The 25,223-nt window shown below is 54.3% G+C and carries 30 protein-coding genes and 1 tRNA gene; 14 read left to right on the top strand and 17 right to left on the bottom strand.

Translation table 11 applies throughout. The features are described from left to right. Positions 1-62 precede the first annotated feature (62 nt). From OGX94_RS09765 to OGX94_RS09730, 8 genes are all read left to right on the top strand, one after another. On the top strand, positions 63-473 hold the full coding sequence (locus tag OGX94_RS09765) for a hypothetical protein (protein WP_103798304.1): 411 nt from the start codon (positions 63-65) through the stop codon (positions 471-473). 77 nt (positions 474-550) lie between these two features. After that, positions 551-787 carry a DUF905 domain-containing protein gene (locus tag OGX94_RS09760; protein WP_046495830.1) on the top strand — a complete coding sequence of 79 codons (237 nt, stop codon included), beginning with the start codon at positions 551-553 and terminating at the stop codon, positions 785-787. A 78-nt stretch (positions 788-865) separates the two neighbouring features. Next, complete coding sequence (locus OGX94_RS09755) at positions 866-1,324, top strand: antirestriction protein (RefSeq protein WP_053463660.1); 459 nt, start codon at positions 866-868, stop codon at positions 1,322-1,324. A gap of 15 nt (positions 1,325-1,339) precedes the next feature. Next, entirely contained in the window at positions 1,340-1,816 is a 477-nt protein-coding gene (locus tag OGX94_RS09750) for a JAB domain-containing protein (RefSeq protein ID WP_046495838.1), read from the top strand. 8 nt (positions 1,817-1,824) lie between these two features. Beyond that, positions 1,825-2,046 carry a DUF987 domain-containing protein gene (locus tag OGX94_RS09745; protein ID WP_000691995.1) on the top strand — a complete coding sequence of 74 codons (222 nt, stop codon included), beginning with the start codon at positions 1,825-1,827 and terminating at the stop codon, positions 2,044-2,046. 18 nt (positions 2,047-2,064) lie between these two features. After that, the gene (locus tag OGX94_RS09740) at positions 2,065-2,382 is read left to right on the top strand and encodes a type IV toxin-antitoxin system YeeU family antitoxin (protein WP_046495841.1); all 318 of its coding nucleotides are present in this window, start codon (positions 2,065-2,067) and stop codon (positions 2,380-2,382) included. A 20-nt stretch (positions 2,383-2,402) separates the two neighbouring features. Next, entirely contained in the window at positions 2,403-2,744 is a 342-nt protein-coding gene (locus OGX94_RS09735) for a TA system toxin CbtA family protein (protein WP_048215514.1), read from the top strand. A 115-nt stretch (positions 2,745-2,859) separates the two neighbouring features. Beyond that, positions 2,860-3,693, top strand: a complete 834-nt coding sequence (locus OGX94_RS09730; RefSeq protein ID WP_148361457.1) for a DUF4942 domain-containing protein — start codon at positions 2,860-2,862, stop codon at positions 3,691-3,693. A gap of 102 nt (positions 3,694-3,795) precedes the next feature. Here the strand turns inward: OGX94_RS09730 and OGX94_RS09725 are convergent. Further along, positions 3,796-3,871, bottom strand: a tRNA-Ile gene (locus OGX94_RS09725). 125 nt (positions 3,872-3,996) lie between these two features. Here OGX94_RS09725 and mug point away from each other — a divergent pair. Next, positions 3,997-4,503, top strand: coding sequence for a G/U mismatch-specific DNA glycosylase (gene mug, locus OGX94_RS09720; protein ID WP_149281949.1), 507 nt, complete (start codon positions 3,997-3,999; stop codon positions 4,501-4,503). A gap of 45 nt (positions 4,504-4,548) precedes the next feature. On the opposite strand, the gene rpoD is transcribed toward mug, so the two are convergent. The 3 genes from rpoD to rpsU form a co-directional block, all read right to left on the bottom strand. After that, on the bottom strand, positions 4,549-6,396 hold the full coding sequence (gene rpoD, locus OGX94_RS09715; RefSeq protein WP_003024699.1) for an RNA polymerase sigma factor RpoD: 1,848 nt from the start codon (positions 6,394-6,396) through the stop codon (positions 4,549-4,551). A 359-nt stretch (positions 6,397-6,755) separates the two neighbouring features. Then, positions 6,756-8,501 (bottom strand): DNA primase, encoded by a 1,746-nt coding sequence (gene dnaG, locus OGX94_RS09710; RefSeq protein ID WP_063941841.1) that lies wholly within the window; start codon positions 8,499-8,501, stop codon positions 6,756-6,758. A gap of 237 nt (positions 8,502-8,738) precedes the next feature. Continuing rightward, a complete protein-coding gene (gene rpsU, locus OGX94_RS09705) occupies positions 8,739-8,954 on the bottom strand; it encodes a 30S ribosomal protein S21 (protein ID WP_001144069.1) in 216 nt (71 codons plus the stop codon). 236 nt (positions 8,955-9,190) lie between these two features. Between rpsU and tsaD the strand changes: the two genes are divergently transcribed. Further along, a complete protein-coding gene (gene tsaD, locus OGX94_RS09700) occupies positions 9,191-10,204 on the top strand; it encodes a tRNA (adenosine(37)-N6)-threonylcarbamoyltransferase complex transferase subunit TsaD (protein WP_003024694.1) in 1,014 nt (337 codons plus the stop codon). Between the two features lie 87 nt (positions 10,205-10,291). On the opposite strand, the gene ureG is transcribed toward tsaD, so the two are convergent. From ureG to ttdA, 10 genes are all read right to left on the bottom strand, one after another. Beyond that, positions 10,292-10,909, bottom strand: a complete 618-nt coding sequence (ureG, locus tag OGX94_RS09695; protein ID WP_003828463.1) for an urease accessory protein UreG — start codon at positions 10,907-10,909, stop codon at positions 10,292-10,294. Between the two features lie 9 nt (positions 10,910-10,918). Then, a complete protein-coding gene (locus OGX94_RS09690; protein ID WP_003828461.1) occupies positions 10,919-11,590 on the bottom strand; it encodes an urease accessory protein UreF in 672 nt (223 codons plus the stop codon). Then, positions 11,590-12,048: an urease accessory protein UreE gene (gene ureE, locus OGX94_RS09685; protein WP_020996339.1), complete on the bottom strand. Its 459-nt coding sequence runs from the start codon at positions 12,046-12,048 to the stop codon at positions 11,590-11,592. The genes OGX94_RS09690 and ureE overlap by 1 nt, the downstream gene beginning before the upstream one ends. 9 nt (positions 12,049-12,057) lie before the next feature. Next, positions 12,058-13,761, bottom strand: a complete 1,704-nt coding sequence (gene ureC, locus OGX94_RS09680; protein WP_257662117.1) for an urease subunit alpha — start codon at positions 13,759-13,761, stop codon at positions 12,058-12,060. Next, positions 13,754-14,074, bottom strand: a complete 321-nt coding sequence (locus OGX94_RS09675) for an urease subunit beta (protein WP_003828455.1) — start codon at positions 14,072-14,074, stop codon at positions 13,754-13,756. The genes ureC and OGX94_RS09675 overlap by 8 nt, the downstream gene beginning before the upstream one ends. 9 nt (positions 14,075-14,083) lie before the next feature. Further along, on the bottom strand, positions 14,084-14,386 hold the full coding sequence (locus tag OGX94_RS09670) for an urease subunit gamma (RefSeq protein ID WP_257662116.1): 303 nt from the start codon (positions 14,384-14,386) through the stop codon (positions 14,084-14,086). 10 nt (positions 14,387-14,396) lie between these two features. Next, on the bottom strand, positions 14,397-15,221 hold the full coding sequence (locus OGX94_RS09665) for an urease accessory protein UreD (RefSeq protein ID WP_257662149.1): 825 nt from the start codon (positions 15,219-15,221) through the stop codon (positions 14,397-14,399). A 123-nt stretch (positions 15,222-15,344) separates the two neighbouring features. Next, positions 15,345-16,808 (bottom strand): anion permease, encoded by a 1,464-nt coding sequence (locus tag OGX94_RS09660; RefSeq protein ID WP_257662115.1) that lies wholly within the window; start codon positions 16,806-16,808, stop codon positions 15,345-15,347. A gap of 48 nt (positions 16,809-16,856) precedes the next feature. After that, a complete protein-coding gene (ttdB, locus tag OGX94_RS09655; RefSeq protein WP_174771063.1) occupies positions 16,857-17,462 on the bottom strand; it encodes a L(+)-tartrate dehydratase subunit beta in 606 nt (201 codons plus the stop codon). Next, positions 17,459-18,367 carry a L(+)-tartrate dehydratase subunit alpha gene (gene ttdA / locus OGX94_RS09650; RefSeq protein ID WP_003828445.1) on the bottom strand — a complete coding sequence of 303 codons (909 nt, stop codon included), beginning with the start codon at positions 18,365-18,367 and terminating at the stop codon, positions 17,459-17,461. The genes ttdB and ttdA overlap by 4 nt, the downstream gene beginning before the upstream one ends. A gap of 213 nt (positions 18,368-18,580) precedes the next feature. Between ttdA and ttdR the strand changes: the two genes are divergently transcribed. Continuing rightward, entirely contained in the window at positions 18,581-19,522 is a 942-nt protein-coding gene (gene ttdR / locus OGX94_RS09645) for an L-tartrate utilization transcriptional activator TtdR (RefSeq protein ID WP_003828444.1), read from the top strand. Positions 19,523-19,553: 31 nt separating this feature from the next. On the opposite strand, the gene plsY is transcribed toward ttdR, so the two are convergent. Beyond that, positions 19,554-20,171: a glycerol-3-phosphate 1-O-acyltransferase PlsY gene (gene plsY, locus OGX94_RS09640; RefSeq protein WP_003828443.1), complete on the bottom strand. Its 618-nt coding sequence runs from the start codon at positions 20,169-20,171 to the stop codon at positions 19,554-19,556. A 106-nt stretch (positions 20,172-20,277) separates the two neighbouring features. Here plsY and folB point away from each other — a divergent pair, with 106 nt between their 5' ends. Further along, on the top strand, positions 20,278-20,646 hold the full coding sequence (gene folB / locus OGX94_RS09635; protein ID WP_003828442.1) for a bifunctional dihydroneopterin aldolase/7,8-dihydroneopterin epimerase: 369 nt from the start codon (positions 20,278-20,280) through the stop codon (positions 20,644-20,646). 86 nt (positions 20,647-20,732) lie between these two features. Next, positions 20,733-21,551, top strand: a complete 819-nt coding sequence (bacA, locus tag OGX94_RS09630; protein WP_003828439.1) for an undecaprenyl-diphosphate phosphatase — start codon at positions 20,733-20,735, stop codon at positions 21,549-21,551. A gap of 109 nt (positions 21,552-21,660) precedes the next feature. Here bacA and OGX94_RS09625 read toward each other — a convergent pair whose 3' ends face one another. Together OGX94_RS09625 and OGX94_RS09620 are read right to left on the bottom strand one after the other, a co-directional pair. Next, positions 21,661-22,896, bottom strand: a complete 1,236-nt coding sequence (locus OGX94_RS09625) for a multifunctional CCA addition/repair protein (RefSeq protein WP_126317403.1) — start codon at positions 22,894-22,896, stop codon at positions 21,661-21,663. Between the two features lie 62 nt (positions 22,897-22,958). Further along, positions 22,959-23,579: a TIGR04211 family SH3 domain-containing protein gene (locus tag OGX94_RS09620; RefSeq protein ID WP_003828434.1), complete on the bottom strand. Its 621-nt coding sequence runs from the start codon at positions 23,577-23,579 to the stop codon at positions 22,959-22,961. A 241-nt stretch (positions 23,580-23,820) separates the two neighbouring features. Between OGX94_RS09620 and OGX94_RS09615 the strand changes: the two genes are divergently transcribed. Further along, positions 23,821-25,122 (top strand): CYTH domain-containing protein, encoded by a 1,302-nt coding sequence (locus OGX94_RS09615; protein WP_257662114.1) that lies wholly within the window; start codon positions 23,821-23,823, stop codon positions 25,120-25,122. Positions 25,123-25,223: the final 101 nt, after the last annotated feature.

The raw sequence follows: 25,223 nt of genomic DNA, 5'->3' as shown, positions 1-25,223 counted from the left end.
CGCCAGATGGCTTGCAGGTATATCTGGCGCAATCCGGTTCGCATTTATTCAGGAAGAAGACCATGCTGAAAATAGTGACCTCTGTTATCCCGGCTTTAATTCTCTCGCTCGCGGCTTTCAGCGCCGGTGCCGCGCAGCTTCCGGAAAGTCTGATGGATAAAGACAAACCCGGCCAGGAATACTGGTGCCAGGGTAATAACATCAACACTACAGTCTGCTCAATGGCCGATGTCAGTGATGACCGTAAGTTTGCCCTGATTCAGGACATGCCCGGTCCAGCCTGTGAAGATTTAAGTTTCGGGCTTATTGACCTGGTATTTAACACCGGACTTAACATCCCTTATGACGGCGGCGACTGCAAAGGGGATGTGAAGGCCGGGTTTGTGCGTGGCACAAAAGATAATGCCCTGTATGTAAAGATTGTCCGGGGCAGCAAAACTTTGCGCTTGTATAAGGTGCAAACAGGTTTCTGACTGAATCCGCACAACAACACTCTCTCAAAGCCCCTGACGCGTCTGCGTCAGGGGCTTTGTCTTTAAAGGTTATCAGAATGTCTGAACTTCAATTACTACCAACGGGACCTTTCACCCGACAGCAGGCCGAAGCTGTTACCAGCCGGTATCAAAACATCTCTATTGAAGATGACCAGCGCAGTCACTTCCGCCTGGTGGTTCGTGACGCTGAAGGTCGAATGGTCTGGCGGGCGTGGTGTTTTGAACCGGATGCCGGTGAAGGACTTAACCGCTATATCCGGCAGTATGGCATCCTCAGAGCATCCTCCTGCTGACCACACCCATTCATCATTCCTGCATACCCCCATACGCCAGCCATCGTCGCTGGCGTTTTTTATTGACGGAGAATATCCATGACGACAGAAACTCAATGCGAATTGATATCCGCTAATGAACCTCAATTAGACCTTACTGCAACACCAGTACCTGACGAACAACGCATCCGCTTCTGGCCACTGCACTTTGGCGCTATCCCGCAGTGGATAACGCTGGAACCCCGTATTTTCGCCTGGATGGATCGCTTCTGTTCGACCTATAGCGGTGGTATCTGGTCCTTTTACACCCTCAGCAATGGCGGGGCGTTTATGGCTCCCGAGTCTGACAATGATGAGACATGGCGTCTGTTTAATTGCCTGAACGGCAACGATGCCCAAATGAGTGCAGAAGCCGCAGGTATTGCTGTCTGCCTGATTGCGTACAGCCATCACGCCTGTCGCACCCAATGCGATGCCATGACTGAACACTATTACCGCCTGCGGGACTACGCCCTGCAGCATCCAGAGGCCCACGCCATTCTGCGTATTATCGACTGACCGAAGGAGCAACAGATGAAACAGCTTTCCTTTTTACCCGGCGAGATGACGCCACAGGACCGGCGTCTCATTCAGCGGGCGCTCAGGGCTCTGGACCGCCACCTGCATGAGCCCGGCGTGGCCTTCACCTCTACCCACGCCGTACGTGAATGGCTGCGACTGCATATGGCCGCGCTTGAGCGGGAAGAGTTCCGTGTGTTGTATCTGGACAACCAGAATCAGTTGATTGCCCATGAGACGCTCTTCACAGGCACGATTAACCGTACCGAGGTGCATCCCCGGGAAGTGGTAAAACGTGCCCTGTACTTCAACGCGGCGGCGGTGATACTCGCGCACAACCATCCCTCTGGTGAGACAACACCCAGCCAGGCTGACAAAACCCTCACGCAGCGACTGGTGCAGGTGCTTCAGCTGGTGGATATCCGCGTCCCTGACCACTTGATTGTCGGCGGCAGGCAAATCTATTCGTTCGCAGAACACGGTCTGCTGTGAGGTATGACATGAAAATTATCAGTAAACGCCGGGCAATGACGATATACCGCCAGCATCCTGAGTCCCGAATCTTTCGCTACTGCACCGGAAAATATCAGTGGCACGGTAGCGTCTGCCATTACACCGGCAGGGACGTTCCGGATATCACAGGAGTCCTGGCTGTGTACGCCGAACGCCGCCAGGACCGCAACGGGCCTTATGCCTGCCTGATGAGCATCACCCTAAACTGACAATAGTGGAGAACTGTAATGAGCAACATCACTTGGGGCTTGCAGCGCGATATCACGCCGCGCCTGGGAACACGTCTGGTGCAGGAGGGCAACCGGCTGCACTACCTAGCTGACCGGGCCAGTATCACCGGTAAGTTCAGTGACGCCGAATGCCAGAAGCTGGATGAAACATTCCCGCACTTTATCAGCCAGATGGAATCGATGCTGACCTCCGGTGAACTGAATCCCCTACACGTTCATTGCGTCACCCTGTACCACACCGGTTTTACCTGCGAAGCCGACACCCTCGGCAGTTGCGGCTACGTATACATCGCCATTTACCCCACTAAGCGCTAATTACTTTCACGAGAGCAAGCATGAAACCTCAATCTGCAGCAACTTCGCGGGCGGTAAAACCCTGCCTGTCACCCGTGGCTATCTGGCAAATTCTACTGACACGCCTGCTGGAACAACACTACGGCCTGACCCTGAACGACACGCCGTTCAGGGATGAATCCGTTATACAGGAACATATCGATGCAGGTATCACGCTGGCCAATGCCGTTAACTTTCTGGTGGAAAAATACGAGCTTGTTCGTATCGATCGCAGAAGGTTTAGTTGGCAGGAACAATCACCTTATCTTCGGGCAGCAGATATTCTGCGAGCACGGCAGGCAACTGGCTTGTTGCGGCAAAGCCGTAACAACGTAGTACGGTGAATATTGCGTACAACCTTCCTGATTTAAATTTCTGAGCTTTCTCCCTTGTTTACATATTGCATAATGCGCCTGCCATTACCCGGCGGGCGCGTTTGCTTTTTAAGGACAAAATGTCATGCAAACTAAAGCTGAAGTATTAACCGATCATAGCAAGCTGATTTGCTCGACCAGTATTGAACGCATAGTGACTGGCCGCGATGCCGCACTGAAACAGATAGAACAACTCATTCAGCAGCTTGATGCCATTTCACGGCTAACCTCAGAAATTGGCGGTGGCACAGCGCAAGACTGGGCGATGAAGGCCGGGCACCGTTACGATAGCTGGATGACCGAAAAGGTAGACAAAGCGCTGCCTTCCGTTACCCGCAATATTGACCGTAGTATCTGGCGAGACTTGATGTTGAAGTCTGGCATGATGGCCTTGATGGATGCTCAGGCCCGTGACCAGTGGCATAAGAACCTGGAGGAGGGGGATCTGCCCGCCATCAGCGAGGCAAATATCCTCAGTACTTTTGAGCAGCTACATCTGAACAAAATGGATGTGTTTGAGCGTGGCATTATCAATGTCTTCAAAGGGCTGTCGTGGGATTACAAAACCAATAGTCCCTGCAGCTTTGGTAAAAAGATCATCGTCAACAATCTGGTGACGCATAGCCGCTGGGGATTTAGTTTGAACTGGGGATGGCGGCGGGATCAATTAGCGGACCTGGAACGAATGTTATTTCTGCTGGATGGTAAACCGATACCCGATAACCGTGGCGATGTTACTACTCGATTGATGGAACATATTCGGGATAACCCTTCGAAGGATATTTACGAAGATGATTTTTTCAGTATACGTTACTTCCAGAAAGGAACCGCGCACATCACTTTTAAACGTATCGACCTGACAGAAAAGATGAATGATATCGTGGCGAAGCACTATCCGGGGATGCTGGCAGCGAGATGAAGAGGGCAGGGAGGCAATTCCTTACCTGACCCATTACCTGACCCGATTCGTATAAAACGAAAAAGGAGTCAGATGATTTCTCATCTAACTCCTTGTTTTATTTGGTGGCCCCTGCTGGACTTGAACCAGCGACCAAGCGATTATGAGTCGCCTGCTCTAACCACTGAGCTAAGGGGCCTTGGCGGTGGATTATAAAGTAACTCCGCGTTGCAATCCAGACATAAGCGTACGGATGCTGTTTTTATAAACAATGTATTTTCAGTCCGTTATACTTGTTCCCTTGATGTATTGTTCGGAGTAATTATGGTTAAGGACATACTGGCACCGGGGCTGCGGGTGGTATTTTGCGGCATCAATCCGGGGCTATCTTCCGCAGGTACAGGATTCCCCTTTGCACATCCCGCCAATCGCTTCTGGAAGGTCATCCATCAGGCGGGATTCACCGAGCGCCAGCTTAAACCTGAAGAGGCACAGCATCTGTTGGACTTTCGCTGCGGCGTGACTAAGTTTGTCGACAGACCAACGGTGCAAGCCAATGAAGTGAAGCTACAGGAGATGCGTAACGGTGGTCGTCTGCTCATTGAGAAAATAGAAGAGTATCAGCCAGCTGCGCTCGCTATCCTTGGGAAGCAGGCATTTGAGCAGGGGCTTAGCCAGCGTGGGGCGCAGTGGGGAAAACAGACGCTGACTATTGGCGCGACGCAAATATGGGTATTGCCGAATCCCAGCGGGTTAAGCCGGATCACGCTGGATAAACTGGTAGAGGCGTATCGGGAAGTGAATGACGCCCTGGTCAGGCGGGGACTATAAAGAAAAACGCCACCTTGCGGTGGCGTTTATGCTTATGCGGCGAGATTAATCGTCCAGGAAGCTACGCAGTACTTCAGAGCGGCTCGGGTGGCGCAATTTACGCAGCGCCTTCGCTTCGATCTGACGGATACGTTCGCGGGTAACGTCGAACTGTTTACCCACTTCTTCCAGCGTGTGGTCGGTGTTCATATCGATACCGAAACGCATACGCAGAACTTTCGCTTCACGGGCGGTCAGGCCAGCCAGAACGTCGTGCGTTGCGGCACGCAGGCTCTCGGTGGTCGCAGAGTCCAGCGGCAGCTCGAGGGTGGTATCCTCGATGAAATCACCCAGATGCGAATCTTCATCGTCGCCGATCGGCGTTTCCATGGAGATAGGTTCTTTAGCGATTTTCAGCACTTTACGGATCTTGTCTTCCGGCATCAGCATGCGCTCAGCCAGTTCTTCTGGCGTCGGCTCGCGGCCCATCTCTTGCAGCATCTGACGGGAGATACGGTTGAGCTTGTTGATAGTCTCAATCATATGTACCGGGATACGGATGGTACGCGCCTGATCCGCGATCGAACGGGTGATCGCCTGACGGATCCACCAGGTTGCATAGGTGGAGAACTTGTAACCACGACGGTATTCAAACTTATCAACCGCTTTCATCAGACCGATGTTACCTTCCTGAATCAGATCCAGGAACTGCAAGCCACGGTTGGTGTATTTTTTAGCGATAGAGATAACCAGACGTAAGTTCGCTTCAACCATCTCTTTTTTCGCACGGCGGGCTTTCGCTTCACCGATGGACATGCGACGGTTGATATCTTTAACCTGCTCGATGGTCAGGCCGGTTTCTTCTTCAATCTGCTGCAGTTTCTGCAGGCCGCGGTGAACGTCATCTGCAACGTCGTGCAGTTTTTCAGACCACGGTTTGTTCATCGCGATTGCCGCGTTGAACCAGGTTTCGCTGGTTTCGTTGCCAGTGAACAGGGTGATGAAGTTTTTCTTCGGCATTTTGCACTGCTCAACGCAGAGCTTCATGATCAGACGTTCCTGAGTACGCACGCGGTCCATCATGACGCGCATGCTGTTTACCAGGTAGTCGAACTGCTTCGGCACCAGGCGGAACTGTTTGAACACTTCGGACAGCTTCTGAATTTCTTCCTGCGCGGCAGCATGGCTGCGGCCTTTCGCTTTGATGGTGTCGCGAGTGATTTCGTACTGAGTACGCAGTTCACCGAATTTTTCACGCGCTAACTCAGGGTCGATGCTGTTGTCATCATCGCTGCTGTCGTCGTCGCCATCTTCTTCATCTTCGTCTTCATCGTCATCCATCTCTTCCTGAGAGAGTTCAGAACCGACGTGGGTCGCCGTTGGCGCCATGTCTTCTTCCGCGTTTGGATCGACAAAGCCAGTGATCAGATCGGAAAGACGTGCTTCTTCAGCTTCTACGCGATCGTACTGCTCAAGCAGGTAGGTGATAGCTTCCGGGTATTCGGCAACGGAGCATTGAACCTGGTTAATCCCGTCTTCGATGCGTTTAGCGATGTCGATTTCGCCTTCGCGGGTTAACAGTTCAACGGTACCCATTTCACGCATGTACATGCGGACCGGGTCAGTCGTACGACCGATTTCGGACTCAACGCTGGACAGAACCTGGGCAGCCGCTTCTTCCGCGTCTTCATCGGTGCTGTTGGAGGTTTCAGCAAGCAGCAGATCATCGGCATCAGGTGCTTCTTCCATCACCTGAATACCCATGTCATTGATCATTTGGATGATGTCTTCGATTTGATCTGAATCGACGATATCTTCCGGCAGATGGTCATTGACCTCGGCATAGGTCAGATAGCCTTGCTCCTTACCACGTTGGACAAGAAGCTTCAGCTGTGACTGCGGGTTTTGCTCCATAAGACGGTATCCACACTTAATTCGTTTGATTGGTGTTGGGCGGTAAAACCGCCAACGGCAAAACGAGGGCATACTTATATTTTGCCGCTGCCTCTCCGTGCGGCTGTCGGGGGCTTCCCGATCGATATTCGGCAGTTAAGCCGTTAAATACTTCATCTTTCACGTTGTCTCTGCGTTAGCTGCGTTCGTTACTCGGCTCATCCTGAGCCTCGCCCCTTACGGGGCCGCCGCAAGCAGCGTTCAAATCCGCTCCCGGCGGATTTGTCATCCTGGTCATGTACTTATGTACACTCCCAGGCGTTCGTTCACTTGCTGCCTTGATACAACGCGAATGATTTTGTCTTTGTTTTGTCTTTCTCTTATTTCTTGGCCAGTTCCTGGTTCAGTGTCCAGAGTTCCCGGCGTTCTTCGCTGCTTAAACCGTGTGTGCGCTCACGAGCTATCAACTCTTCCTGGCGCAGTTCAAGCATCGAATCAAACATATGGTTGAGTGAGTCGGTGAAGGTTTTTTCCGCGATATCTTTATCTGCTATATCGTCCCACATCGACAGTTTTTCAAGGGTCGCAGCATCATTTGTGCCACGGTAGTGTTCTAAAAGTTGCCCGGTGGTCAGACCTGGCTGAGCCAGACAAGTGTTGACCAGTTCTCTGAATAAGCCAAGTCCAGGCAGCTTATTACTATCCAGTGCGCCTAACGGTGGAACCAGCGGGGCGAGGCCCGGGTTCTGTACCAGCAACCCTATAAGTATACGCATGGTCGTACGTTTTAGCTGTGGAACAGGGCGGGAAGCCCCATTTTCTGCCAGTTTAGGCATTAAACGTTCAAGCTGGCTGTCATCCAGAATGCCGAGCTTGTTCCCCAACTCCTGTCGCAGGTAAATGCGCAACGTTTCGCCTGGTACCTGAGTAATCAACGGTAATGCCAGCGTACTGAGCTGCGCGCGTCCGTCCGGGGTACTCAAATCAACCTGCGGCAGCAGGCTGTTAAATAAAAACGCGGAGAGCGGCAGCGCCTGCTCCATCCGGGCTTCAAAGGCCTCTTTCCCTTCTTTACGCACCAGCGTATCGGGGTCTTCGCCGTCAGGTAAAAACATAAAGCGTAGCTGGCGTCCGTCTGTCATATAGGGCAGTGCGGTTTCCAGCGCGCGCCATGCTGCGTCACGTCCGGCACGGTCGCCGTCGTAACAGCAAATTACGTTGTTCGTCGCGCGGAACAACAGTTGGATGTGATCGGCGGTAGTTGACGTCCCAAGGGATGCCACGGCGTAGTTAATGCCGTATTGCGCCAGCGCCACCACATCCATATAGCCTTCTACCACTAACAGGCGCTGTGGATCGGCGTTATCCTGCTGGGCTTCATAAAGGCCATACAGCTGGCGACCTTTATGGAAAATATCGGTTTCCGGGGAGTTCAGATATTTCGGCAGGGCATCGCCCAGCACGCGTCCACCAAAACCAATGACCCGACCACGTTTGTCGCGGATGGGGAACATCACCCGTTCGCGGAAGCGATCGTAACTGCGTCCCTGATCGTTGGTGACCAACATCCCCGCATCGACCAGCGATTTGCGATTCTCAGCATTGCCGCCAAACCGTTTCAGGACGTTGTCCCAGCCGGGGGGCGCAAAACCAATAGCAAAACGGGTGATAACGTCGCTACTTAATCCTCGCTTTTCCAGGTACTGGCGCGCAGGGGTAGCGGCGGGCTGCATCAAAGACTGTTGATAAAAAGTGTTCAGGCCGTCCATCAATTGATAAAGGCTTTGCCGTTGATGGCGCTCTATCTGATTGGGGCCACTGCCTGCTTCATAGGGCACTTCAAGGTTATGCATTGCGGCCAGTTCTTCGACGGTTTCCACAAACTCGAGCTTGTCGTAGTTCATCAGAAAGTCGACGGCGTTGCCATGCGCGCCACACCCAAAGCAGTGATAAAACTGTTTTTCACCGTTTACGGTGAAAGAGGGGGTTTTTTCGTTATGGAACGGACAGCACGCGTGATAATTTTTGCCCTGCTTTTTCAGCTTTACCCGCGCGTCGATGAGATCGACGATGTCGGTTCTTGCCAGCAGGTCATTGATAAAAACGCGAGGAATTCGTCCAGCCATAAGCCCCTGTTTTTTGATGACTCATATACACAAAATCATTCAGGATGCATCAAGGCGGCAAGGAAGCGAATCCTCAGGAGCGTACAGCAGTACGTGACTGGGGTGAGCGACTGCAGCCAACACTGAGGCAGCTTGAATGATGACGTGTATAAACGAAAATAAGCCGCGCATTCCTTCCGGAAGCACGGCCTTACAACTACAACTCAGTCTGAATTGAGAGCTTTGGCTCTCAATGGATTAGTACAGACGAGTACGGCGTGCGTTTTCGCGAGCCAGTTTCTTCGCGTGACGTTTCACAGCAGAAGCTTTAGCGCGCTTACGTTCGGTAGTCGGTTTTTCATAGAACTCACGACGACGAACTTCCGCCAGAACACCTGCTTTTTCGCATGAACGCTTGAAGCGACGCAGTGCTACGTCGAACGGCTCGTTTTCACGTACTTTAATTACCGGCATGTAACTCTCACCTTTAATAAATTCGGTTTGCCGCTGGCATCAACGCCAGCTTATTTCAAAATGGTGCGGAATTTTACTGCAATTGCTGCTGCTTTGTAAAGCACCGACGCGATTTTGAAAGGGACTTTTATAAGGACAAGGAGTATACACGAGCGAAACTCCTGGGGCGAACAAAGTTTTACATCAACCCGCATTGGTCCTACACTGCGCGGTAATAAAGCGAGGTAAAACAAGTCATGCGTGTACTGGGTATTGAAACATCCTGCGATGAAACCGGCATCGCCATTTACGACGATGAAAAAGGTCTTTTAGCCAACCAATTGTATAGTCAGGTGAAATTACATGCTGACTACGGCGGCGTAGTGCCAGAACTGGCCTCGCGCGATCACGTACGTAAAACCGTACCGTTGATCCAGGCCGCGCTGAAAGAAGCGGGACTGACGGCAAAAGAGATCGATGCGGTGGCGTATACCGCAGGTCCTGGTCTGGTTGGTGCGCTGCTGGTTGGCGCTACCGTAGGACGTTCGCTGGCGTTCGCCTGGGGCGTACCGGCAATTCCTGTGCACCACATGGAAGGGCATCTGCTGGCGCCAATGCTGGAAGATAATCCCCCTGCGTTCCCGTTCGTCGCGCTGCTGGTTTCCGGCGGTCACACTCAGTTGATCAGCGTCACCGGTATCGGTCAGTATGAATTGCTGGGCGAATCGATTGATGATGCTGCCGGTGAAGCGTTTGACAAAACCGCCAAGCTGCTGGGGCTGGATTATCCTGGCGGCCCAATGTTGTCAAAGCTGGCATCACAAGGTGTTGAAAAACGCTTTGTCTTCCCGCGTCCGATGACTGACCGTCCGGGGTTGGATTTCAGCTTCTCCGGCTTGAAAACCTTTGCCGCGAATACCATTCGTAATAACGAAAATGACGATCAGACCCGCGCTGATATCGCCCGTGCGTTTGAAGACGCGGTAGTTGATACGCTGATGATCAAGTGCAAACGCGCGCTGGATCAAACCGGTTTTAAACGTCTGGTGATGGCGGGGGGCGTGAGTGCGAACCGTACGCTGCGCGCAAAACTGGCCGAGATGATGCAAAAACGTCGTGGCGAAGTGTTTTACGCGCGTCCGGAATTTTGTACCGATAACGGGGCGATGATCGCCTACGCGGGCATGGTGCGCTTTAAAGCGGGTGCAACGGCGGATCTTGGCGTGACCGTGCGTCCACGCTGGCCGCTGGCGGAATTACCGGCAGCATAAGTTTTTTTGCCCGGTGGCGCTGCGTTTACCGGGCTTATAAAACCGTAGGCCGGGTCAGGCGAATCCGCCGCCCGGCGATAGCTCTCACTACATCCGCAACATTCCTTTCTCTTCCAGAAACGCGATAATTTTTTCCAGGCCTTCTCCAGATTTTAAATTACTAAACGTCCATGGACGCTCGCCGCGCATGCGCAAGGTATCGCGCTCCATCACCTCCAGCGATGCGCCGACGTAAGGGGCCAGATCGGTTTTATTGATCACCAGAAAATCGGATTTGGTGATCCCCGGACCACCTTTACGCGGGATCTTCTCGCCTTCAGCAACATCGATCACATAGATCGTCAGATCCGCGAGTTCCGGGCTGAAGGTGGCGCTCAGGTTATCGCCGCCGCTTTCCACAAAAATCAGATCCAGATTACCGAATTTCTCGCTCAGCGCTTCTACGGCGGCCAGATTCATCGACGCATCTTCGCGGATGGCGGTATGCGGGCAGCCACCGGTTTCCACGCCGACGATCCTCTCTGGCTCCAGCGCGCCCGCCTCGGTGAGAATGCGCTGATCTTCTTTGGTGTAGATATCGTTGGTCACCACCGCCAATTGATAGCTGCTGCGCATGGCTTTGCATAGCGCTTCCAGCAGCGCCGTTTTGCCCGAGCCAACCGGGCCGCCAACGCCCACGCGCAGGGGATGCTTGTAGTTACTCATTTTTTCTCCTCAGGAGCGGAATAATCGGGAATATTGGGTTTCATGCCGGGCAGACGCGATAGCGGCCAACGGCGTTGCGGAGCCGAGGCTGGTGTCAGGACACGTCAGCGCCTGTGCCAAACCCTGCGCATAGCGATCGCAGAGCGCAATAATCAAACGCTGGGCCGCCTGTTGTCCAAAAGGAACCAGCTTGACGCCAGCCATGACAGCGCTCTCAATCCAGCTGTAGCCGAGGCTTAACGCCAGCTCCGTCAGCGGAATTTTCCAGCGTACGCCCAGCCAGGCCATGCCGCAGAGTTGGCTGTCGACAAAGAGGGTGCGCCATTCTCGCGAGCAATCCGACTCCCAGTCGGTGACCAGCCGCGTAAACGCTGCACCCCGACTGCGTTCTTCATCCCGCAGTTCGCGGGTTTCGCGACAGGCCAGCAGGTAAGCGCTCCAGCGGCGTGCTGCGTCGAGATCGTCCAGCTCGCAGGCGCGATACAGTCTCGCCAGCAGCGGTAGGTCAACGGTAAAAAAGTTTTGCTCCATCTGCTGGATTTGCCAGGCAGAGAAGTCATCGACGCTTTTCACCCAGCCGATTTCCACCGCCCACTCCAGACCCTGGGACCAGGTAAACGACCCCACCGGGAGCGCGCTGCTGGCGAGCTGCATCAGACGTAGCTGTTGGCTGTTATGCATCAGTGCGCATGGCCGTGGTGATGCCCGTGTGATTCACTGGCATAAGCGCCTGCTTCAGGTTCAAACGGCAACTGGGCGAAGGTCACCTCAAGGTTGAACTGGCGCAGCATGTCGTCCAGCACATGATCGTGGTGGTAACGCAGTTCGTCCGGCAGGATTTGCAGCGGAACGTGGCGATTACCGAGGTGATAACAGGCTTTGGCGAGCAGGAAAGGATCGGCGCAGCGCACCACGGAAACCGACTCCGGTGCGGCGATCACTTCGATCACTTCGCTGCCATCTTCGGTACTTAGCAGATCGCCACCGCGCAGCAGCAAACCACGCGGTAGCATTAGCCCGGCTTCGCGACCGTCGTTCAGTGCTACCCTGGCGCGACTTTTTACCCGGACATCAATGGGCAGCGTGACGCTTGCAGTAACGCGGTGAGCGTGGTCAAGGCGTTGGGTCAGATAGATCATCGTCACTCCTCAAAACAGAAAATAGCGTTGCGCCATCGGCAAAACATCTGCCGGTTCGCTGGTGATAAGTTCGCCATCAATACGCACCTCGTAAGTCTGAGCATCGACGGTGATATTGGGTTGCAGGCCGTTGTGGATCATGTCGACCTTTTTCACCGTCCGACAGCCTTTGACGACGGCGATAGCGCTTTGCAGATTGAGCTGCTGCGGGATGTTTTGCGCGTCAGCGGCCTGCGAAATAAAGGTCAGCCGGGTGTGGTGCCGCGCCGCGCCAAGCGCGCCGAACATCATGCGATAATGCACCGGCTGCGGGGTGGGGATCGAGGCGTTGATATCGCCCATTGGTGCGCAGGCAATCATCCCGCCCTTGACGATCGTCGCCGGTTTTACGCCAAAAAAGGCGGGCGACCACAGCACCAGATCGGCCAGTTTGCCAGGCTCAACGGAGCCGACTTCATGGGCGATACCGTGGGTTAATGCCGGGTTGATGGTGTATTTGGCGACGTAGCGTTTAACGCGCAGGTTGTCGTTGTCACCGGTTTCTTCTGCCAACGGGCCACGCTGAACCTTCATACGGTGCGCCACCTGCCAGGTACGCAGGATCACTTCGCCCACTCGCCCCATCGCCTGTGAATCGGACGAGGTCAGGGAAAACGCGCCAATGTCATGCAGCACATCTTCGGCAGCGATTGTTTCCCGGCGAATGCGGGATTCGGCAAAGGCCACGTCTTCGGCGATATCCGGATCGAGGTGGTGGCAAACCATCAGCATGTCGAGATGCTCGTCGATAGTGTTGACGGTATAGGGCAGCGTCGGATTCGTGGAGGAGGGCAGAATATTCGGATGCGCGCAGGCGGTGATGATATCCGGCGCATGGCCGCCGCCCGCGCCTTCGGTGTGAAAGGTATGAATGGTGCGATCGCCAATTGCCGCCAGCGTATCTTCAACGAAACCGGACTCATTGAGCGTATCGCTGTGCAACGCGACCTGGATGTCCATCTCGTCGGCCACGGTCAGCGCGCAGTCGATAGCGGCAGGCGTGGCGCCCCAGTCTTCATGGATTTTCAGGCCAATTGCGCCCGCGCTGATTTGCTCGCGCAGGGCGTCTGGATTTGAGCCATTGCCTTTACCCAGCAAACCAATGTTAACCGGCAACGTGTCTGCCGCCTGCAGCATACGCGCGATGTACCACGGACCCGGCGTACAGGTGGTGGCGTGAGTGCCTGCCGCCGGACCGGTACCGCCGCCGATCATCGTCGTCACGCCAGAAACCAGCGCCTCCTGCGCCTGCTGTGGGCAGATCCAGTGAATATGCGTATCCACGCCGCCCGCGGTGACGATCTTGCCTTCCCCGGCAATGACTTCAGTTCCTACGCCTATCGGGATCGTCACGTTGGGTTGAATATCGGGATTACCTGCTTTGCCGATGGCGAAGATCCTGCCGTTTTTGATGCCGATATCCGCTTTCACGATCCCCCAGTGATCGACGATAAGCGCGTTGGTGATCACCAGATCCACGCATGTATCGGCGCGCATTTGTCCCTGGCCCATGCCGTCGCGGATCACTTTTCCGCCGCCGAATTTGACCTCTTCCCCGTAGGTGGTGAAGTCTTGTTCCACCTCGATCCACAGGTCGGTATCCGCCAGGCGCACTTTATCGCCGGTGGTTGGGCCAAACATGTCGGCGTACGCCTGCCGGGAAATGTCACTCATTATCTGCCTCCAGTGCGCCCATCACTTCGCTGCGAAAACCCACGATCCTTTGTGCACCAGCAACGCGCACCAGTTCGACTTCGCGTTTTTGTCCCGGCTCAAAACGCACCGCTGTGCCCGCGGCAATGTTCAGACGAAAGCCGCGTGCGGCCAGCCTGTCAAAGCGCAGCGCCGGGTTCACTTCGTAAAAGTGATAGTGCGATCCCACCTGTATGGGTCTGTCGCCATGATTTTCCACCACGATCGTGCAGATCTCCCGCCCTTGATTAAGCGCAATATTGCCTTTTGCGATCTGATATTCACCTGGGATCATTGCTGCTCCTTAGACGATCGGGTTGTGGACAGTGACCAGCTTCGATCCGTCCGGAAATGTGGCTTCAACCTGAATATCCGGGATCATCTCCGGTACGCCTTCCATCACCTGATCGCGGCGCAGGACGTGACGCCCGTCTTCCATCAGCGCGGCCACGGTTTGCCCGTCCCGTGCCCCTTCCATGATGAAAGCGCTAATCAGCGCCACCGATTCCGGGTAGTTCAGCTTCAGCCCGCGGGCCAGGCGACGTTCCGCCACCAGCGCGGCGGTAAACAGCAACAGCTTGTCTTTTTCTCTGGAGGTCAGTTCCATTAGGGTTCTCTTAGGTTTGCCAGATGCGCGGGAGTACGGGCGCTTTGTGTGTCAGCAGTGGGCGCAGAAATTGCCAGATGTCACGCATAACGCGCTGAACAATCAGGTTGTCGTCAGCAAGAAAACGGATTGTCAGCAGTGAATCGTTAAGCGTTGCCCCGGCGTAATCGCCAAGCGCCGTAAGCCGCTCGCGCGTGCCCTCCAGCATGTGTTCGCTGGCCGGATAACACAGCAACGTGCCGACCCAGGGATGATGCGCAACGCCGCTCAGATTCCCCTCCTGCAACTGCAAGCGTTCTATCAGCAGTGGCTGCCCATCTCGCCACACTTCCAGGCGGTTTTGCAGCGTGCCGTAACTGAAGGTCTCCTGCATAACCGGTCGGCCAAGACACAGCAGATCCCAGGCCAGCAGGCGGCTTGCGGATGTCAGATGAAAGACGGTCTGAATAGCGGCGTTGGCACCGGGAAAGAGGATCGTATCCTGCGGCAGCCACTCCAGCGTCGCACGAGGCGCGAGGGTAAAATGCTGGCGCAGCAATGCCTGCGGTCCGCGGCTGCGGTAAAACTTTCCCGCACCAGGCTGGGTGATTAACGCGTGGCTGTTTTCGTCGAGCGTTACGGCGATATGGAGCTCATCTCCGCCGACGATCCCCGCCGGTGGATGAAGCAAATAGAGATGGCAAACGTCCTCTTCCGGGTAAAACGGGCGCTGAACCGTCAATGGACCATGATGACGCGCCGAGGCGAGCACCGTTTTATGCCCGGTGCAGGTAAAATGCAGAGCCAGTTCGGCCTGCCAGCCCCGTGTGAGTGTCTCGTGCGCAACCGTGTCCAGAGCGTTTCCCCTATCAGCATGAGGGTGTTTGCATACAAAAAAGTATGCCTCAGCGCATCGGGAAATCGATCATATGAGAAGCTTATGGATAAAGGGGCGACAATACGTCGCCCCACCAGGGTTTTACAGTAAAACGAGGGGCATCCAGACCAGACCGGTAATCACCAGCAGCACGAGGAAAATCAGGCCAAAAATAGCACCGAGTCGCCAGTAATCCACCGTTGGCAAATAGCCGCTGCCGTAGTAGATAGGGCTAGGGCCGGTGGCGTACGGGGTCAGAATGCTGCCCAGACCAATGGCGGCGCCGACCATCAGGCAGAAGACCGGTAGCGGGATTTCCGGCATCGCCAGCGCGGCGGCAATCATCATCGGCGCGAGGGCGGAGGTATAGGCCGTGGCGCTGGCAAAGAAGTAACGCAGCAGATAGAACACCACGATCAGCGCTACCATCACCATCATCGGCGAATAGCCACTCAGCCCGTTTGCCAGCAGCTTGCCGAACCAGGTAATAAAACCGGTGTTATTGAGCCCGGTGGCCAGCGTGATCAGTGAGGCCAGCCAGAAAAAGACGTTCCACGCGGCTTTATTGCTGACGATGTCATCCCAGCTAATGATGCGCAATACCAGCATCAACGCTACCACGCTGTATCCGACCATCGCGGCGTCAATATAGTCACCGCCGAAGATCCACAGCACCAGCGCGCCGACCATCAGCACCAGCATCTTTTTCTCGCGAGCGCAGAGCGGTCCCATCGCTTTTAGCTCCGCATCCGCCCAGCGTGGCACCTGATCGCCGGATTTCAGCACCGGTGGATATAACACGTACGCCAGCCACGGCACGATCAGCACCAGTAAAATGCTCAGCGGCAGCATGCCTAAGAACCAGTCCCCCCAGCTCAGCGCGGTGTGGGACGCGCCTTTCATCAGACCGATCAACAGCAGGTTCGGCGCCATTGCCGTTAAGAAAATAGCGCTGGTAACGCAGTCAGCGACAATGCCCATCCACATGATGTACGAGCCAATAGAGCGTGAACTGGCGCTATTGGGTTGTGAGTTATACAGCGGCGGCAGGTTGCGGATAATCGGGTAGATTATTCCGGCCCCACGGGCGGAGTTGGAAGGTGTGACGGGAGCGAGGATAAGTTCGGAGAACATCACCGCATAGCCGAGAAACAGCGTCCTATGCCCCATCTTTTTCACCAGCATCAGCGCGATTCGCCGACCGAGTCCGGTTTTCTCATAGCCCGTGCCAAACATAAAGGCCGCGAAGATCAGCCAGATAACCGAGTTTGAAAAGCCAGATACCGCCCACGACAGCGATTTGGCGGTAAATTTAAAACTGTCCTGCGCGAGTTGCTCCGGGCTGAACAGCAGCCATGGAGAAAGGACGGCGATGATCGAAATGCCAATCATCGCCACTACCGCGCCCGGTACAGGTTCCAGAATAAGCCCGACAATCACACCGGTAAAGACGGCAAAATAGAGCCAGGTGTGGCTCTCAAGACCGGTGGGGACGGGTAGAACAGCAATAATGGCGATGACCACCAGCGGAGCCAGGTATCGCCACCAACCAGCTAAAGGTGCCATTGTTGTATCCCTACGAAAGGGGAGAGGCGTGGCGCCTCTCCGGGAGGGTTATTTGATGTAATGCACGTGCTCGCAGATTTCATCGACGATAGGGTCGCGACGTTCAGCGAACAGCTTTTTGTTTTCAGCGATCAGGTTATTGCCGTGGGTATCGATGGAAACGATCAGCGGGCCGAACTCTTTTACCCGACACACCCACAGGGACTCCGGCATGCCGAGTTCCGTCCAGTGCACCTCTTCGATCTCCTCAACCTGGGTTGCCGCCACGACCGCGCAGCCTGCCGGGAAGATGACGTGCAGCGCTTTAAACTGCTTGCAACCTTCTTCCGTCAGCGGTCCCATGCCGCCCTTGCCGACCACCAGTTTGACGCCAGTCTGTTCGATAAAGTCTTTCTCAAACGCTTCCATACGCATGCTGGTGGTTGGGCCGACGGAAACCATTTCCCATTCTTCACCGTTCTTACGTACGATCGGGCCTGCGTGGAAAATGGCTTTGCCGTTCAGGTCATAAGGAATCGGGCGCTTCAGTTCGATCAGGCGGCGGTGGCAAACGTCACGGCAGGTCACCAGCGTACCGGTTAGGTAAATGACATCGCCAACGCGAATGTCTGCCAGATCTTCGGCTTTGATCGGGGTTGTGAGGATCTTTTTCATAACGCGCTCCGGGTGTGAGACAGGTTTTCGAAGGAGAGGTCAGCATGAACCAACAGCGTGCCGCGACGGTGGGCCCAGCAGCCAGTAGAGACGGCAACGCCGATAGTCGACGGGTGGCGCGCGGCGGATTCGATATGCACGCCCATCACCGAGCTATTACCGGTCAATCCTTGCGGACCAATGCCCAGACGGTTAAGTCCTTCTTCCAGACGCAGTTCCAGTTCGGCCGCTTTCGGATTCGGATGACGTGAGCCGATAGGGCGCAGCACCGCTTTACGAGAAAGAACGGCGGCGGTTTCTACGGAGGTGGCAATACCTACGCCCACCAGCACTGGCGGACAGGCGTTGACTGCCAGCGTGGAGATATTTTCAAAAACAAATTTCACCACACCTTCGTAGCCCTCAGAAGGCATTAACACTTTCGAGCGTCCCGGCAGCGTACAGCCGCCACCTGCCATGTAGACTTCGATTTCCGCGTCATCGTTATCAGGGATGATGTCCCAGGTGACCCACGGCACACCGGTACCGGTATTTTTGCCGGTATTCACTTCGTCAAAAATCTCGACCGCGTTATGGCGCAGCGGCGCTTTTACCGTGGCGTCTTCAACGGCCTGCTTCAGAATGCTTTGCAGTTCGCCGAGGAGCGGAAAACGGGAACCGACCTTCACGAAAAACATAATCTCGCCGGTGTCCTGACAGGCTGGGCGGTTCAGGTCGATAGCTTTCTGCATGTTGTCAAACATGGTGTGGTAGATGATTTTACCCATCGGCGAGGTTTCGCCTTCACGCAGCTGTTTTAATTTATCCACGACGTCATCGGGCATGCGGGTAGAAATCATGGCGGTAAAATCAGCGACAATGTTCGTCAGCGTATTTATCGCATTTTGGTTATTTTGATTGCTCATCTTGTTAACTCCAGTTCTTTTATTTATCTGGAAATAAATTCTCCGCCACAAACTACCACTAAAAATGTGGATTAATATTATTTGCCACTGTGAATATCTAATTAACAGTTCGTGAATGATGTCCGGATAAGGCAATAAAAATTGCGCAAAGGCAGGGTTTAAGACGCATGAGAGAATTACACTGCGGTGAACAACATTACGGATAGACCGATCATGCTGAACACATATCCCCTTGCGAAAGACCTGCAGGTGTTGGTTGAAATTGTGCATAGCGGCAGCTTCAGCGCCGCCGCCGCGACGCTGGGGCAAACGCCGGCGTTTGTGACAAAACGCATTCAGATCCTAGAGTCCACGCTGGGGACGACGCTGCTAAGCCGCTCTGCGCGTAGTGTAGCGCTCACGGAGAGTGGTCAACGTTGCTATGAACATGCGCAGGCGATCCTCGCGGGCTATCAGCATCTGGTCGATGACGTCACGCAACTCAAAACGCGCCCGGCAGGGATGATTCGTATCGGCTGTAGTTTTGGCTTTGGGCGCAGTTATATTGCACCGGCAATTACCGAATTGATGCATAGCTACCCTGAATTACAGGTGCATTTTGAGCTTTACGATCGGCAAATTGATTTGGCGCAGGATAATATCGATTTGGATATTCGTATTAATGACGAGATACCGGATTATTATATTGCGCATTTGTTAACGAAAAACAAAAGAATATTGTGTGCGGCCCCACCGTACTTACAAAAATACGGTGAGCCGATGACGTTACAGGAATTAAGTCGTCATGATTGTCTGGTCACTAAAGAACGCGATATGACTCACGGGGTGTGGGAACTGGACAATGGTCAGGAGAAAAAGTCGGTCAAGGTGGCGGGACATCTTTCCTCTAACAGCGGTGAGATTGTGTTGCAGTGGGCGCTACAGGGAAAAGGGATTATGTTGCGTTCCGAATGGGATGTGCAGCCTTTTCTGGCCAGCGGTGAACTGGTGCGTGTGCTGCCGGACTATGCGCAGAGCGCTAATATCTGGGCGGTTTATCAGGAGCCTCTGTATCGCAGCGTGAAGCTGCGCGTGTGCGTGGAATTTCTGGCGATGTGGTGTCAGAACCGATTAGGCAAGCCAGTGGAGGGGTATCACATCCCCCACGCCGGATAAGACGCCGTTGCGTCGCTATCCGACAATAAAATCACTCGGGGTCTCGTTCGCGTTTTTTCTTCAGCTTGGTCCAGATCTTCGGCTCCTGACGACGCCACAGACGCTGAATGTTGTCATGGTGACGAAGCAGAATTAAGCACGACAGCATGGACACCGGAAAAGTGAACTGGGGATTGAACCACCAGACGTAAAAAGGGGCGATTAGCGCGCTGACGATAGCGCCTAACGACGAGTAGCCGCTTAATAAGACGGTCAGCAGCCAGGTCCCGGCCATCACGCCGGTTAAGTCCCAACCAATCGGCGCAATCGCGCCAAAAGCGGTGGCAACGCCTTTCCCACCTTTAAAGCCGAAGAATACCGGCCAAATGTGGCCCAGACAGGCGGCGATTGCGATCAATCCCAGCCAGAAGGGGCTGACGCCTAGCGCATAGGCCCCCCAGACGGGTAACATACCTTTCAGGACGTCGAAAATCAGCACCGCGACGGCGGCTCCCTTGCCACCGATGCGCAGCACGTTTGTCGCGCCCGGATTCCCAGAGCCGCTGTCGCGCGGGTCCGGCAATCCAGCAAGGCGGCATACCAGAATAGCACTGGAAATTGAGCCACAGAGGTACGCGAAGATAATCATTCCAGGCGCGATTGCACTCATAAGCTGTTCCGTTTTGAAAATGTCGTGTAAAACGCTACTTCTGTGGATAATACGCATATTTCGCCGGAAGTGGTATCCGGGTTAGCCAAAAAGCAGGCAGGTCGTGATGGATATTGTATTTATAGAGCAACTTTCTGTAATCACCACTATTGGTGTTTACGACTGGGAACAAACGATCGAACAACAGTTGGTGTTCGATATCGAAATGGCATGGGATAACCGCAAATCGGCTAAAAGCGATGATGTGGCTGATTGCCTGAGCTATGCTGATATTGCTCAAACGGTTGTTAATCATGTGGAAGGTGGGCGCTTTGCGCTGGTAGAACGGGTTGCGGAAGAGGTGGCGGATCTGCTGCTTAGCCGCTTTAATTCTCCCTGGGTACGGATCAAACTCAGTAAACCTGGCGCGGTAGCCCGTGCGGCGAACGTCGGGGTTATCATTGAGCGTGGCAATAATCTGAAAGAAAATAATTAATTTAATAATTTCTAAAACAAACGGGTATAAAAGGGTCCTTTCGTCGGCTCTTTTTTGCCGTGGTTTCTCTATCTAGGGGTTTATTAATGAGTGATATGCACTCGCTGCTGGTAGCGGCAATTTTGGGTGTGGTCGAAGGATTGACGGAATTTTTACCCGTTTCCAGTACCGGCCATATGATTATTGTTGGCCACCTGTTGGGTTTTGAGGGTGACACTGCAAAAACATTCGAAGTGGTTATCCAGTTAGGTTCTATCCTAGCCGTAGTGGTCATGTTCTGGCGACGTCTGTTTGGCCTGATCGGTATTCACTTCGGCAAGGCTCCGCATGAAGGCACTGGCAAAGGTCGACTGACGCTGGGACATATCCTGTTGGGGATGATTCCAGCCGTGGTACTGGGGCTAATCTTCCACGACACTATCAAATCGCTGTTTAACCCGATCAACGTGATGTATGCGCTGGTGGTGGGTGGTGTACTGCTGATTGCCGCAGAATGCCTGAAGCCGAAGGAGCCGCGTGCGCCGGGGCTGGATGATATGACCTATCGCCAGGCGTTTATGATTGGCTGTTTCCAGTGTCTGGCGCTGTGGCCGGGTTTTTCTCGCTCCGGGGCGACGATTTCTGGCGGCATGCTGATGGGCGTGAGTCGTTACGCGGCCTCGGAATTCTCCTTCCTACTGGCTGTGCCGATGATGATGGGCGCGACGGCGCTGGATCTCTACAAGAGCTGGTCTTTCCTCAGCGCATCAGATATCCCGATGTTTGCAGTCGGATTTGTGACGGCGTTTATCGTGGCGCTGGTGGCGATCAAAACCTTCCTGCAACTGATTAAACGCATCTCGTTCATTCCGTTTGCGATTTACCGCTTTATTGTGGCGGCTGCCGTTTACGTCGTGTTCTTCTGATGACTTACCGTGGTGCCGGATGGCGGCGTTCTGCCTTATCCGGCCTACGGGTTATATCCGTGTCGAACCTATAGGCCGGATAAGCACAGCGCATTCGGCAACGCAGTGTCTACGCTTTCGGGCAACGCTGCTCCTTCCAACTGGCTACCGCCGCGATGCGACGCCGGGTCAGTTCTTCACGAATTGCCTGACCTTTGAATCCAGCTTCAACCACGTCTTTCGTTGGCACCGCCTGCGCAACCTGCCAGGCTTCGCGCAACAGCCTGCCTTGCGGATAATCTGCCGCTTCAAAACCGGTTCGCCCACGCACATCAGCCTCGCTGGTGAGGGCGATTTGCTCCACGCGCTGCGGTTTGCGCCAGGCATCTATGGAATCAAACAGCTTAACGATGGTTTTTGGCTGCAGGATCGGGAAGGTATGAATGAGGTCGTGGAACTCGGAAACCAGTTTGGCTAAATCACGGATGTCATTCGGTACGCGCAGGCGCTGGCACAGTTGTTCGACAAGCTTAACACCCGCCGGACCGTGGCCGTGATGGCGCGGCCACAGCGCTTTAGGCGTCAATGCTTTGCCAAGATCGTGGCACAGCGTAGCAAAACGCACGTCGACTTCCGGACTTAACATGGCTGCCATCGACAGCGTCATCAGCGTATGAATACCGGTGTCGATTTCCGGATGCCACTGCGCGGGGGCAGGAACGCCAAACAAAGCATCTACTTCCGGAAACAGGACGCGCAGTGCGTCGCAGTCGCGCAGGACCTGAAAAAATATCTGTGGGTTACGGGTGGTTAATGCGCCTTCGGTTTCTTTCCACACCCGCTCTGGTGTCAGATGCTCCAGTTCACCAGCGATGGTCATGTCACGCATCAGCGTCATGGTTTCTTCAGCGATACGAAAACCGAGGTGCGCATAGCGGGCAGCAAAACGCGCCACGCGCAGCACGCGCAGCGGATCTTCGCTAAAGGCAGATGAAACATGGCGCAGCAGACGGTTTTCCAGATCGTCGCGTCCGTTATACGGGTCGATAATCTCCCCGTTGTCATCGCGGGCCATTGCGTTGATGGTCAGGTCACGACGCTGAAGATCGGCCTCCAGCGTGACATCTGCGGCGGCATAGCAGGTGAATCCGGTGTACCCCGAGCCTGACTTACGTTCGGTACGCGCCAGCGCATACTCTTCGCGGGTTTGCGGATGCAGAAACACGGGAAAATCGCGGCCTACCTGCTGGTAGCCCGCGTCGAGCATTTCTTGCGGCGTGGCGCCAACAACAACCCAATCTTTATCTTTAATCGGTAGCCCTAATAACGCATCCCGAACAGCACCACCGACCAGATAAATCTTCACGCCACTTTCCTTTTGAAAACTATGATCCCTTAATCATATGTCAGTGTGGCGGAGAAGGCGATTCAGTTCATCCAGCGATCTTTGCGTTTACGGCTTGGGATCATGTGTGGCAGAACCAGGCCGAGCAGCAGACCAAGACCCAACACGCCGCCACCGTACATAAACCACTGCATGATGATGGTGCGCTGTTTGTCATCAAGCTGAAGGTTGGCTGCGCTGACCTTCTTTTGCGCCACGATAAGCTCGTTTTTCAGCTTCTGGTTTTCTTGTTTCAGCCCGTCGATCACGCTGTCGCTTTGCGCTACCTTTTGCTGCATATCGGCGGTGCGCTGGTTCCACGTGGTATCGATATTATTGAGCTTATCGGTCAAGGTCTTAACCTGGTTTTCCAGGTCGGGAACGCGGGTACGCAGGCTCGGCGTACTGTTCAGCTCTTTCAGCGGGATCCAGGCGGTACGTCCGGTGCTGTCTTTCACCTGACCGTAGTTAGTGTTGGCATCAGTCTGTAATAGCGTGACTTCCTCGCCGGCGTTAACCGTACCCACGAGGCGATAATTATCTCCCGGACCGCTGCGGACCCAGGTGTTCAGTTCATCAGAGACATAGCGCTTTTCTTCGGCATGAGAGACTGCAGTGGCGCTAAGTGCGAGTAAAGTTAATCCAATCAGGCGTAATTTTGGCATCAGGCTGTCGTTATTGTCATAGAAAGTGGAACGATAGTAGTGGCATCAGTGTCTCTACGCAAAGCATTCGACATCAATCGGAATCATCTGTGTCCTTTTTGCCACCACTCGAAACTTTTACGCCCGTCAAATTGCTCGTTGCATGGCAATTTGGCGCAAAATACTATCTACTGACCATAAAGAACGAACTTAGTTCGCAGTCAGTTTTCTCAACTGTGACATAACCCATAAGTACAAGACCATGGCCCAGGAAATCGAATTAAAATTTATCGTCAATAGTGACGCTGTAGATGCGCTACGTGAACGTCTGAATACGCTGGGGGGAGAGCATCATGCGCCCAGTCAGTTGCTGAATATCTACTACGAAACACCGGATGCGTGGTTGCGTGGTCACGATATGGGGCTGCGTATTCGCGGTGAAAATGGTCATTACGAAATGACCATGAAAATTGCCGGACGCGTGACGGGCGGACTGCACCAGCGGCCAGAATATAACGTTGCGCTAAACGCGCCTGAGCTGGACCTCACCTTGTTCCCAACGGAAGTCTGGCCTGATGGCGAGCTGCCTGCTGAACTTGCTTCTCAAGTGCAGCCGTTGTTCAGCACCGATTTTTACCGTGAGAAATGGTTGGTTGATGTTGATGGCAGCCGGATTGAAATGGCCCTCGATCTGGGGGAGGTGAAAGCGGGCGAGTTTGCAGAACCTATCTGTGAGCTTGAACTTGAACTGCTAAGCGGCGATACCCGTGCGGTACTGAAGCTGGCAAACCAGCTGGTTTCGCAAACCGGTTTACGCCAGGGTAGCTTGAGCAAAGCAGCGCGCGGTTATCACCTGGCTCAGGGGAATGCGCCGCGCGAACTCAAACCGACACGCATTTTGAAAGTTTCGGCGAAAGCGAGTATTGAGCAGGGGCTGGAAGCGGCGCTGGAGCTGGCACTATCACAGTGGCAGTACCATGAAGAGCTGTGGGTGCGCGGCGTTAAAGGGGCGAAAGCCGAGGTGCTGGCGGCTATGGGCCTGGTGCGTCACATTCTGATGCTTTTTGGCGGTAATGTGCCGCGAAAAGCGAGCGCTCACTTACGTGATTTGTTGACCCAGTCGGAAGCGATCATTTCGTCGGACGTTTCTGCTGTTTCGGCGGTTTACAGCACGCAAACGGCAATGGCCAAGCTGGCGCTGACCGAATGGCTGGTGACCAAAGGATGGCAGCCGTTCCTTGATGCGAAGGCGCAGGGAAAAATTGCCGACTCCTTTAAGCGTTTCTCGGATACCCATCTTTCACGCCATGCCGCTGAGCTGAAGACCGCTTTTGCGCAGCCGCTGGGCGATCAGTACGCCGATCAGCTTCCTCGTTTGACGCGCAACATTGATAGCATGCTGATGCTGGCGGGATACTACGATGAAAATATCGCATCAGAATGGATCGCCAACTGGCAGGGTTTGCGCCACGCCATTGCGGCCAACCAATATATTGAAATTGAACACTTCCGTAACGAGGCAATTGCACTGGAACCGTTCTGGCTGCACAGCGGAAAACGATAATCAGGGCCGAGGCCGGGATGCCTGATGGCGCTGCGCTTATCAGGCCTACGCGATGTGTGTAACTGTCATGTAGGCCGGATAAGGCGAAAAGACGCATCCGG

This window comes from Citrobacter sp. Cpo037 (genome assembly GCF_030332945.1).
In the GTDB taxonomy this organism is placed as follows: Bacteria; Pseudomonadota; Gammaproteobacteria; order Enterobacterales; family Enterobacteriaceae; genus Citrobacter; species Citrobacter portucalensis.
The sequence above is the reverse complement of the archived record's forward strand: the minus strand, read 5'-3'. Positions and strand labels throughout refer to the sequence as shown.